This is a genomic window from Thermodesulfobacteriota bacterium (assembly GCA_040756475.1).
Classification (GTDB): domain Bacteria; phylum Desulfobacterota; class Deferrisomatia; order Deferrisomatales; family JACRMM01; genus JBFLZB01.
Map to the genome: position 1 here is coordinate 18038 of JBFLZB010000041.1, position 11581 is coordinate 29618.

6 protein-coding genes are annotated in these 11581 nt (G+C 69.7%); all 6 read left to right on the forward strand.

The features are described from left to right. The first annotated feature begins 44 nt into the window (after window positions 1–44). On the forward strand, window positions 45–2447 hold the full coding sequence (locus tag AB1578_08205) for a 3-hydroxyacyl-CoA dehydrogenase/enoyl-CoA hydratase family protein (GenBank protein ID MEW6487882.1): 2403 nt from the start codon (window positions 45–47) through the stop codon (window positions 2445–2447). A gap of 97 nt (window positions 2448–2544) precedes the next feature. After that, window positions 2545–3726, forward strand: a complete 1182-nt coding sequence (locus AB1578_08210; protein MEW6487883.1) for an acetyl-CoA C-acyltransferase — start codon at window positions 2545–2547, stop codon at window positions 3724–3726. A 93-nt stretch (window positions 3727–3819) separates the two neighbouring features. Beyond that, window positions 3820–5592: an acyl-CoA dehydrogenase family protein gene (locus AB1578_08215; GenBank protein ID MEW6487884.1), complete on the forward strand. Its 1773-nt coding sequence runs from the start codon at window positions 3820–3822 to the stop codon at window positions 5590–5592. A gap of 438 nt (window positions 5593–6030) precedes the next feature. Further along, window positions 6031–8130 (forward strand): lipase, encoded by a 2100-nt coding sequence (locus AB1578_08220; protein MEW6487885.1) that lies wholly within the window; start codon window positions 6031–6033, stop codon window positions 8128–8130. Between the two features lie 29 nt (window positions 8131–8159). Beyond that, window positions 8160–10184 carry a DUF1302 domain-containing protein gene (locus tag AB1578_08225; protein MEW6487886.1) on the forward strand — a complete coding sequence of 675 codons (2025 nt, stop codon included), beginning with the start codon at window positions 8160–8162 and terminating at the stop codon, window positions 10182–10184. 19 nt (window positions 10185–10203) lie between these two features. Continuing rightward, complete coding sequence (locus tag AB1578_08230; GenBank protein ID MEW6487887.1) at window positions 10204–11571, forward strand: DUF1329 domain-containing protein; 1368 nt, start codon at window positions 10204–10206, stop codon at window positions 11569–11571. Window positions 11572–11581: the final 10 nt, after the last annotated feature.

The window sequence follows — 11581 nt, forward strand, 5'->3', positions numbered from 1 at the left end:
CCGACGTTCGGGGCGAATCGACCCACTCCACAGGAGGACCCTCCATGCCCATCCGCAAGGCAGCCGTGCTGGGAGCCGGCGTCATGGGGAGCGCCATCGCGGCGCACCTGGCCAACGCCGGCATCCCCTCCCTGCTCCTGGACATCGTGCCCCGGGAGCCCACCGAGGACGAGAAGAAGAAAGGTCAGGACCTCGCACACCCCCACGTGCGAAATCGCCTGGCCCGGGAAGGGATCGAGAAGGCGCTCAAGGCCAGCCCCGCGGCCTTCGGCCACCGGGACCGGGCCGCCCTCGTCACCCCCGGCAACCTGGAAGACGACCTGCCCCGGCTCGCGGCCGTGGACTGGGTGGTGGAGGCGGTGGTGGAGCGCCTCGACATCAAGACCGCCCTCTTCGCCAAGCTCGCGCCGCACCTCAAGGCCGGAGCCCTCCTCACCACCAACACCTCGGGCCTCTCGGTCGACGCCATGGCGCAAGCCCTGCCCGAGGAGCTGCGGCCGCGCTTCTTCGGCACCCACTTCTTCAATCCGCCCAGGTACATGCACCTGATGGAGCTGGTGCCCGCCGGGACCACCGACCCCGAGGCGCTGCACGCCTTCGCCCGCTTCGCCGAGGACCGACTGGGCAAGGGCGTGGTCTTCGCCAAGGACACCCCGAACTTCATCGCCAACCGGGTGGGGGTCTTCTCCATGCTCTACACCCTGCGGGCCATGGAGAAGCACGGTCTGACGGTGGAGCAGGTCGACGCCCTCACCGGGAAGGCCCTGGCCCGTGCCGCGTCGGCCACCTTCCGCACCGCCGACCTCGTGGGCCTGGACGTGCTCGCCCACGTGGCCCGCACCCAGTACGAGGGCGCCCCGGACGACGAGCGCCGGGAGGTCTTCGCGCTTCCGCCCTGGCTCGCGGCCATGGTGGAGCAAGGGCTCCTGGGCCAGAAGGCGGGCGCGGGCTTCTACAAGGTGGTGAAGGAGGGCGGCGCCAAGGTTACCCTGGCCATCGACCCGGCGAGGGGCGAGTACCGCCCCAAGGGCAAGGCCGATTTCCCCGCGCTGGCCGAGACCAAGGGGATCGACGACCCCGGCCGGCGGGTGGCCGCGCTCGTCTCGGGTAAAGACCCCGGTGCCCAATTCGCCTGGGACCTGACCGCCGAGACCCTCCTCTACGCCGCCCGGAGGATCCCGGACGTGGCCGACGACGTCCCCTCCATCGACCGGGCCATGCGCTGGGGCTTCGGCTGGGAGATCGGCCCCTTCGAGATCTGGGACGCCCTCGGGGTGAAGGCCTCGGTGGAGCGTATGGCAACCGAGGGCCGGGACGTGCCCGAGGGGGTACAGGCCCTGGCCGCGTCGCCCAACCCCTCGTTCTACCTGCGCGAGGGCACCGCGGTGCGGGTCTGGGACCCGGTGGCAAAGGTCCACGTGCCCGTGGCAGAGCGGCCCCGGGTGGTCGTGCTCGCCGACCTAAAGGCCGCCGGCCGAAAGCTCTACGCGAACCCCGAGGCCACCCTGGTGGACCTGGGGGACGGGGTCGCGTGCCTGGAGTTCCACTCCAAGATGAACGCCATCGGGGGCGGCATCCTCCAGGCCATCCAGAAGACCGTGGCCGAGGCCGGCACCTCGTACCAGGCCTTGGTGGTGGGCAACCAGGGGGAGAACTTCTCCGTGGGCGCAAACCTCATGCTGCTGCTCTTCGAGGCGCTGGAGGGCAACCTGCCCGAGATCGACGCCATGGTCCGAGCCTTCCAGGGGGGCACCATGGCGCTCAAGTACGCCCCCGTGCCCGTGGTGGCCGCGCCCTTCGGCCGGGTTCTCGGCGGTGGGGCCGAGATCTGTCTGCACGCCCACCGGGTGCAGGCGAGCCACGAGACGTACATCGGGCTCGTGGAGGTGGGGGTGGGGCTCCTGCCGGCGGGGGGAGGCACCAAGGAGCTCTTGCTGCGCGCCATGTCCAGGGCGCCGGCGGGGACCGGCGCCGACCCCCTGCCCTTCGTGCGCCAGGCCTTCGAGACCATCGGCATGGCCAAGGTCGGCCTCTCGGCCTGGGAGGCCTTCGACCTGGGCTTCCTGCGGGGAGGAGACGCGGTCTCCCTGAACCCCGAGCACCTGATCGGCGACGCCAAACGGGCGGCCCTCGATCTTCTGGAAACCGGATGGCAGCCCCTGCAGCGTCCGGCCAAGGTGGCCGTGATGGGCCGCGACGGGCTGGCCAACATCCGCTCCATGCTCCACAACATGGTGCAGGGCCGCCAGATCAGCGCGCACGACGCCCTGGTGGGCGAGAAGGTGGGGTGGGTGCTGTGCGGAGGCGAGGTGGACGGCGGCACCGTGGTGGACGAGGACTACCTGCTCGACCTGGAGCGCCGCGCCTTCGTAGAGCTCTGCGCCCAGAGAAAGACCCTCGAGCGCATCCAGCACATTCTCAAGACGGGGAAGCCGTTGAGGAACTAGCTCGTTGCGCGTTGCCCGTTGCAGGTTGGGTTGCCTCCAACAAGCCACGTGCAACGAGCCACGCGCATTCCCGCACCATTCTCCCAAGGAGAACTCCATGAAAGAAGCCGTCATCGTAACCAGCATCCGCACGCCCGTGGGGCGGGCGTTCAAGGGGGCGCTGGCGACCGCCCGCCCGGACGATCTGGCCGCCGCGGCCCTGCGGGGGGCCCTGGAGCGCACAGCGGGGCTCGATCCCGCCCAGGTGGACGACGTGATCCTGGGGTGCGCCTTCCCCGAGGCCGAGCAGGGCCTCAACCTGGGCCGCCTGGCGGCGCTCCTGGCGGGGTTCCCCCCCTCGGTGCCGGGGCAGACGGTCAACCGGTTCTGCTCCTCCGGGCTCCAGACCATCGCGCTCGCGGCCCAGGCCGTGATGACCGGCATGGCCGAGGTGGTGCTCGCCGGGGGCGCGGAGTCCATGACCCGGGTCCCCATGACCGGGAACAAGATCATGGTGAACCCCGAGCTCGTCCGGACCGGGCCCGACGCCTACCTCAACATGGGCCTCACGGCCGAAAACGTGGCCGACCGCTACGGCGTCTCCCGGGAAGATCAGGACGCCTTCGCCCTCCAGAGCCACCAGCGGGCGGCGGCAGCCCAGCAGGCCGGCCGCTTCCGGGACGAGCTCGTGCCCGTGGAGGTCAAGCGGTATGCCCCTGGGAAGAACGGGAAGGTGGAGGAGACTTCCCTCGTCCACGCCGAGGACGAGGGGCCCCGCCCCGACTCGTCCCTGGCGGCCCTGGCCAAGCTCAAGCCCGCCTTCCGGCAGGGGGGGTCGGTCACGGCCGGAAACTCCTCCCAGATGAGCGACGGGGCCGCGGTCTCCGTGGTGATGAGCGCGGAAAGAGCGTCCGCCCTGGGCCTCGAGCCCCTGGCGCGCTTCGTCGCCTTTGCCGTCGCGGGGGTGGACCCGGCGGTCATGGGCATCGGGCCCATGGAGGCCATCCCAAAGGCGCTGCGGCTCGCCGGGCTCGGCATCCAGGACCTGGGGCTCGTGGAGCTCAACGAGGCCTTCGCGTCCCAGAGCCTGGCCGTCATGCGCACCCTGGGCCTCGACCCCGAGACCACCAACGTCAGCGGTGGCGCCATCGCGCTGGGCCACCCCCTGGGCTGCACCGGCGCCAAGCTCACCGCGACCCTCCTGCACGAAATGCCCCGGCGCAAGGTGCGCTACGGCGCCGTGAGCATGTGCATCGGCGGCGGCATGGGCGCAGCGGGAATTTTCGAGAATTTGCGATAAGACAACGCTCGTTGCGGATTGCTCGTTGCTCGTTGGGGGAACCCCAGCCCGCAACGTGCAACGTGCGACACGCACCTCTCAAAGGAGACCCCCATGTCCGAAGCATCCTACGTCAAAGGCGGCAGCTTCCTCGTTCGGGACACCGCGCCGGGGGAAATCTTCACCCCCGAGGACCTGACCTCGGAGCAGCTCCAGTTTGCCAAGACCGCCCGCGACTTCGTGGTCAACGAAGCGATCCCGGTCTCGGATCCGATCGAGAACAAGGAGTTCGAGGTCACCCTCGGGCTCTTTCGCAAGGCCGGGGAGCTCGGGCTCCTCATGGCGGACGTGCCCGAGGAGTACGGCGGGCTGGGGCTCGACAAGGCCTCCAGCGCCCTCATCACCGAGAACATGTCGGGACAGGGCTCCTTCTCGGTCATGTACGGGGCCCACGTGGGCATCGGCACCCTGCCCATCGTGTACTACGGCACCCCGGAGCTGAAGCAGAAGTACCTGCCCGGCCTCGCCGACGGGTCCACCGTGGGGTGCTACTGCCTCACCGAGCCCCAGGCGGGCTCCGACGCCCTCTCGGGCCGCACCAAGGCGGTGCTCTCGCCCGACGGCACCCACTACGTGCTCAACGGCACCAAGCAGTTCATCACCAACGGGGGCCTCGCCCAGGTCTTCATCGTCTTCGCCAAGATCGACGGCGAGCACTTCACCGGTTTCGTCCTGGACCGGAACACGCCCGGCCTCACCGTGGGGCCCGAGGAGCACAAGCTCGGGATCCGGGGTTCCTCCACCACCACCGTGATCCTGGAGGACGCCCGGGTGCCGACGGGCAACGTGCTCGGCGAGATCGGCCAGGGCCACAAGATCGCCTTCAACATCCTCAACATCGGCCGGTTCAAGCTCGGCGCCGGGTGCGTGGGGAGCTGCCGCTTCGCCATCGAGCACTCCCTGGCCTATGCCCTGGAGCGCAAGCAGTTCGGCAGGCGCCTGGCCGACTTCGGCCTGATCCGCGAGAAGCTCGCCGAGATGGTCGTGCGCACCTACGCCGCCCAGGCCGCCGTGTACCGCACCGTGGGCCTCATCGACCACCTGCTGGCCTCGGGAGGGGCCCACGGGGCGGCGGCGCTCCAGTCCATCGAGGAGTACAGCGTGGAGTGCGCCATGGTGAAGGTGATCGGCTCCGAGGCGCTCGACTATGTGGTGGACGAGGCGGTGCAGGTATTCGGAGGCTACGGCTACTGCGCCGAGTACCCGGTGGAGCGCTACTACCGGGACAGCCGCATCAACCGCATCTTCGAGGGGACCAACGAGATCAACCGGATGCTGGTGCCCGGCATGCTGCTGCGCAAGGCCATGAAGGGGGAGATCCCCCTCTTCCAGGCGGCCAAGGCCCTCCAGGAGGAGCTCATGGGCATCCCGAGCTTCGACCTCGAGGCGGAGACGGGGCTCCTGGACGCCGAGGTGAAGCTCGTGGCGAACCTCAAGAAGTTCGCCCTCTTCGTGGCCGGGGTGGCGGCCCAGAAGCATGGGAAGGCCCTCGCCGAGCAGCAGGTCGTCCTGAGCCGGCTCGCAGACCTGTGCATCGCCGCCTACACGGCAGAATCCACCTTGTTGCGGGCTCTCAAGGACGCGGGCAAGCGGGGAGAGGCCGCTGCAGCGGTTCCCGTGGCCATCGCGCGCATCGCCTGCGAGGAGGCCATGTCCCGGGCCGAGGGGTTCGCCCGGGAGACCCTGGCGGCCATGGAGTCGGGCGATACCCTCACCACCATGCTCGCGGCCCTGCGCCGCCTGCTGCGGCGCACTCCCGCCGACACGGTGGCCCTGCGCGACCAGATCGCAGCGCGGCTGGTGGAAATGGAGCGGCTGGCGTATTAGAAGGCGCGCTGGCGAGGCCGCGCCTCCTGCCGCCGGGGCGCTACGTTTGGTTTCGCCTGTGCCCAGTCGAAATCGAAATCGGGATCGGAGTCGGCGTCGATTCCGATTTCGATTTCGACCCTGAAACCTGGTGCCCCGCAGTTTCCCTTGCGGGACGGCGGAACCCGCCCTGCGCCCGGAAGGATCGCGGAAGGAACAGATCTTGGAATCATTCTCTGTTATCGAGGAACGGGCAGGCAGGGAAGGAAACGGGCGATGCTCTGCACGCGGACACCGCGCACTGGGCGCGGTTCGCCCTGCAATGAGCGCGGCAACTCCAGCTCCCGCCCTGAGCAACATCCAAACAGAACGACTTTTGATTCCATTGACAGCGTAGCCGCTTCCCCATATCTTCAGCCCCCAGGGGAGCATTTGCACCGAAGCACGAGAGGAGGTCGCATGCGACGCAAGCCATGGCGGAACACCCTGCGGGCAGCACTCGCGCTCCTGGCCGCGGCCCTGCTCTTCGGCTGCGGTTCGGACGTCCTGCCCGGCAACAGCGTGGACTTCGAGGAGGACCCTGCGTCCGGCGGTCACCCCGCCGCCCGGGGGTTCACCGCGAACCTCGACCTGACCCGGGGGGTGGTGCCCTCGGCCACCAACCTCCTCTTCAGCGGCTCCCAGGACGGCACCCTGAACATTCCCGTCCTGGCGTCGGACTCCGCCGGGGCCCGGGCCCTCAAGGCAACCCTCAACGCCCTGGACGGGTTCTCCACGGTGGCCCCCTTCAGCACCACCTTCAGCGCCGAACTCGACCCCGCCAGCCTCACGCCGGCGACGGTGCGGGTCTTCGAGGTGACCCTCACAGGCATCGGGGGGGCCGTGACGGGCGTTACCCGCGAACTGGCCTTCGGCGCCGAGTTTGCAGCGACCCTGTCTTCGGTGGACCCCGCGGGGCGGACCCTGGTCATCGTGCCCCTGCGCCCCCTCGAGCCCCGCACGAGCTACCTCGTGGCGCTGACCGACGGCATCCGCAGCGCCGATGGGCGTTCGGCCATGGCGGCCGATCACTACCTCACCGCCAAGACCGTGCCCCACGATCTCACGGGAACCCCCGCCGCGGCCCTGGAGCCCGTTCGCCGCCTGGTCCGGGCCCAGGAGGCGGCCCTGGCCGCCTTCGGGGTGGACACCGACCCGGTGGTGCTGAGCTGGACCCTGACGACCCAGTCCACCGGAGAGGTGCTGGCCCGGGTTCGCGAGCTCGCCCAGGGCGCGGCGGCCGTCGCGCCGGGGCCGGCCGCCACGACGGGAGCCCTGGTCCCGGGCAGTCCCGATCTCGCCTTCGTGTACGTGGGCACCCTGACCGCCCCCTACTACCAGGGGATACCCTCGGCCGAGGCACCCACGGCACCCCTGGCCCGCTTCTGGCTCCCCGCCGTCCCCACCTTCGGCGAGCACCTCACCGGCCTCAACGCCGCCGTGGGACCGGCAAAGACGGCGGACCAGACCATCCCCCTCGTCCTCACGGTGCCGCGGACCGCGAGGCCCGCGGGAGGCAAGTGGCCCGTGGTGATCTTCCAGCACGGCATCACCACCAACCGCTCCGTCGTTCTCGCCGTGGCCGACTCCCTGGCGGCGGCGGGTTTTGCCGCCGTCTCCATCGACCTGCCGCTCCACGGCCTCCCGCCGGGGCACCCGCTGCGGCTTCCGGGCGTGGCCGAGCGCACCTTCGACCTCGACCTGGCCGACAACGTCACCGGCGCCCCGGGGCCGGACGGCACCCCGGACGCCTCCGGCACCCACTTCATCAACCTGGCGAGCCTGCTCACGAGTCGCGACAACGTGCGCCAGGGGGTGGCCGACCTGTTCGCCCTCACCAAGGCCCTGGAGGAGCTTGACTACGACGGAGGCGGGGCGGACCTCGACCCCTCCGAGGTCTACTTCCTGGGCCACTCCCTGGGCGGCATGGTGGGCACGCCGTTCCTCGCCCTGGAGTCGGGGGTCCGCTCCGCCGTGCTCGCCATGCCCGGCGGCGGGATCGCCAAGCTCCTGGACGGCTCGGCCTCCTTCGGTCCCCGGCTCGAAGCCGGTCTCGCAGCCAACGGCCTGGTCAAGGGCACCGCCGACTACGAGAGCTTCTTCGCCGTGGCCCAGGCGGCCCTGGACTCGGCCGACCCCCTCAACTACGCTCCAGGGGCTGTTGCGGGGCGCGGCCTGCTCCTCTACGAGGTGCTGGGGGACCGGGTCGTTCCCAACAACGTCCTCCCCACCAACCCCGTCCTGGCGCCCCGCACGGTGCCCTCGGTGCTGGCAGGGACCGATCCCCTCATCCGGGTCCTGAATCTGACCCAGGTCGGCGAGACCACCCCCGCCGAGGGTCTTAGCCCGAGCCCGCTTCACGCCTGGGTGGGCTTCACCCAGGGGGACCACGGCTCGCTCCTGGACCCCACGGCCAGCGTCGCCTCCACCCAGGTCATGCAGGGGGCGGCCGCGGCCTTCCTCGCCACCGACGGCGGCCGGGTCGTGATCGCAGACCCGTCCGTGGTCCTGGCTCCTTGACCCAACCTCTCACGCCACGGGGAGCTCCCATGAAGAACACGGTGCACGAGACCGCACGCCCTTGCCGGCGGGCCCGGGGCTTCCGGGGCCTGGCCGCGCTCGCCGCTTCGATCTGCCTCCTTCTCCCCGCCGCCGCCGGGGCCTTCCAGCTCTATGACGGCGACTACTTCCAGGTCCGGCTCGACACCACCCTGTCCTACGGGATCATGTGGCGGGTGGAGAAGCGCGACCCGGACCTCATCGGCGTCGCCAACGGAGGAAAGGCCTACTCCCTCAATGGGGACGACGGCAACCTCAACTACGGCCGGGGGATCGTGAGCAACCTGGGCCGCATCACCTCGGAGCTCGAGGTCCGGGGCCGCGACGTGGGCGCCTTCGTCCGGGGCACGGCCTTCTACGACTACGAGAACATGCGGCGCGACCGGGACCGCACGAGCCTGACGGACGACGCCAAGGAGCTCGTGGGCAAGGACATCGACCTCCTCGACGCCTACGTCTGGGGCAAGGTGAACCTGGGGACCCGCCCCTTCCAGCTCCGGGTGGGCGAGCAGGTGGTGAGCTGGGGGGAGAGCACCTTCATCCAGAGCGGCATCAACATCTTGAATCCCGTCAACGTGGCGGCGCTGCGCCAGCCAGGCTCCGAGCTCAAGGAGGCCCTGGTGCCCGAGGGGATGGTGTGGGGGTCCCTGGGGCTCAGCCGGAACCTCAACCTGGAAGCCGTGTACCTCTACGACTGGGAGCCGGTGGAGATCGACCCCGTGGGATCCTACTTCAGCTCGTCCGACATCGTGGGCGCCGGGGGCAAGAAGGTTCTGCTGGGGTTCGGGGCATACCCCGACGGAGGAGACAGGCCCGCAGACGAGGTCTTCCAGGCCGTGCCCCGGGGTTCCACCCGCAACGCCGACGACCAGGGCCAGTACGGCCTGGGCCTGCGGTGGTTCGCGCCGGGGCTCAACGACACCGAGTTCGGCTTCTTCTTCGTGAACTACCACAGCCGGCTTCCCGTGATCAGCTCCCGCACGGGCACGGCCGCCGGGGTGGCGGCGGCGAGCGCCGTCGGAGTCGTCGGCCCCGCGGTGGCGGGCACCCTCGCGACGGGGGGCACCCCTGCGCAAGCCGTAGCCGCCGGCACGGCGGCGGGCACGGCAGCCGGCATGAGCGAGGCAGCCGCCGCAGCCTCCTCCCAGAACGTGGTATCGAATTTCGGGCCGGCCATGGCCGGAACCGGCAACAACCCCACCGCGGCGCTCTCCGCCATCGCGCTGGACAACTACGCCAAGACCGCCCGCTACTTCACCGAGTACCCGGAAGACATCAAGCTCTTCGGCGTGAGCTTCAACACGCTGCTGCGCAGCACCGGCATCGCCCTCCAGGGCGAGGTCTCCCACCGCCGGGACGTGCCCCTCCAGGCGGACGACCTGGAGCTCCTGTTCGCCACCCTCGGCGGGCTCAACGCAGATCTCGCCGACAAGAACCAGCTCCAGAACACCTACATGAGGCTGGACCAGGAGATCTCGGGCTACATCCTGCGCAACATGACCCAAGTCCAGGCCACGGGCACCAAGGTCTTCGGCCCGGGCTTTTTGTGGACCGACCAGTCGGTGCTCGTGGCCGAGGTGGGGTACACCCGGGTGCACAACATGCCCCACAAGAACGACCTGCGCCTGGAGGCTCCCGGCACCTACATCGGCGGCAACGAGGACCTGGCGTACACCCACGGCATCCACGCCGCGGGGAAGTACGAGCCCGCGTCGGCCTTTGCCGACGCCAACTCCTGGGGCTACCGGGCGGTGTACCGGCTCGACTACAACAACGCCGTGGGGGCCGTGAACCTCTCCCCCCGCCTCGCCTGGGCCCACGACGTGAACGGCACCACCCCCGGCCCCGGAGGCAACTTCCTCGAAGGCCGCAGGGCCGTGACCGCGGGCCTGGGGGCCACCTACCTGAGCTCCTGGTCGGGAGACCTGAGCTACACGAGCTTCTTCGGGGCGGGGCGGCGAAACCTGATCAACGACCGCGACTTCGTCGCGCTCAACGTCAAGTACTCGTTCTGAGAGACGGGAGATGATCGCCATGCGCACGAAGGCAACTGCGTCGAGCATCGGCGCCCTGGTCCTCGCCCTCGCGGTGGCTGCGGGCGCGGCCTGGGCCAAGGCAACCCCCGAGGAGCTCGCCCGTCTCGGAGCGGACCTGACCCCCCTGGGCGCGGAGAAGGCCGGAAACAAGGAGGGCACCATTCCGGCCTGGGAGGGAGGCATCACGGTACCGCCCTCCGGCTACCGGCCCGGCATGCACCACCCCGACCCCTACCCGGACGACAAGATCCTCTTCACCATCACCGCCGCCAACATGGCCCAGTACGCCGACAAGCTCTCGGCCGGGCACCAGGCCCTGCTCCAGGCTTACGACTCCTACAAGCTCCCCGTCTACCCGACCCGCCGCAGCGCCTCGGCGCCCCAGCGCATCTACGACATGACTCGCAAGAGCGCCGCCACGGCCGAGTTGGTGGACGGCGGGAACGGTTTGACGGGCGCCGTGAACGGCATCCCCTTTCCCCTGCCCAAGAGCGGCATCGAGGTCATATGGAACCACCTGCTGCGCTACCGGGGCGACACGGTGGCGCGCTACATCGCCCAGGCCGCCCCCACCCGGGGGGGTGCCTACACCCTGGTGAAGTTCGAAGACGAGTCGATGCTCGTCTACAGCCACGAAGGGATGACGGAGCAGGCCCTCCAGAACAAGATCCTCTACTTCAAGCAGATCGTCACGGCCCCGGCGCGCCTGGCCGGCGACATGCTGCTCGTCCACGAGACCCTGGACCAGGTCAAGGAGCCCCGCAGCGCCTGGATCTACAACCCCGGCCAGCGCCGGGTGCGCCGGGCGCCGAACGTGGCCTACGACAACCCGGGCACGGCCTCCGACGGCATGCGCACCACCGACCAGTTCGACATGTTCAGCGGCGCCACCGACCGGTACGACTGGAACCTCGTGGGCAAGAGGGAGATCTACGTCCCCTACAACTCCTACAAGCTCCACAGCGACCGACTCAAGTACAAGGACATCCTCACGCCCCTCCACGTCAACCCCGAGCACCTGCGCTACGAGCTCCACCGGGTCTGGGTCGTGGACGCCACCGTCAAGGAGGGGTCCCGCCACCTCTACAAGCGCCGCACCTTCTACGTTGACGAGGACAGCTGGCAGATCCTGCTCGTGGACCAGTACGACAACCGGGATCAGCTCTGGCGGGTGTCGGAGGGCCACGTGGTCAACTACTACGAGCTTCCGGCCCTGTGGACCACCCTGGAAGTCCACACCGACCTCCAGGCCGGGCGCTATCTCGCCATCGGCCTCGACAACGAGAGTCGGATGTACGACGTCACCATCCGCCGGACCCTGGAGGACTACACCCCGGCTGCGCTGCGCGCCGAGGGAACGCGATAGGGCGACGCCG

Coding starts and splice junctions, on each gene's coding strand:
- AB1578_08205 (MEW6487882.1), top strand. CDS start 45: ATGCCCATCCGCAAGGCAGCCGTGCTGGGAGCCGGCGTCATGGGGAGC.
- AB1578_08225 (MEW6487886.1), top strand. CDS start 8,160: ATGAAGAACACGGTGCACGAGACCGCACGCCCTTGCCGGCGGGCCCGG.
- AB1578_08230 (MEW6487887.1), top strand. CDS start 10,204: ATGCGCACGAAGGCAACTGCGTCGAGCATCGGCGCCCTGGTCCTCGCC.
- AB1578_08215 (MEW6487884.1), top strand. CDS start 3,820: ATGTCCGAAGCATCCTACGTCAAAGGCGGCAGCTTCCTCGTTCGGGAC.
- AB1578_08210 (MEW6487883.1), top strand. CDS start 2,545: ATGAAAGAAGCCGTCATCGTAACCAGCATCCGCACGCCCGTGGGGCGG.
- AB1578_08220 (MEW6487885.1), top strand. CDS start 6,031: ATGCGACGCAAGCCATGGCGGAACACCCTGCGGGCAGCACTCGCGCTC.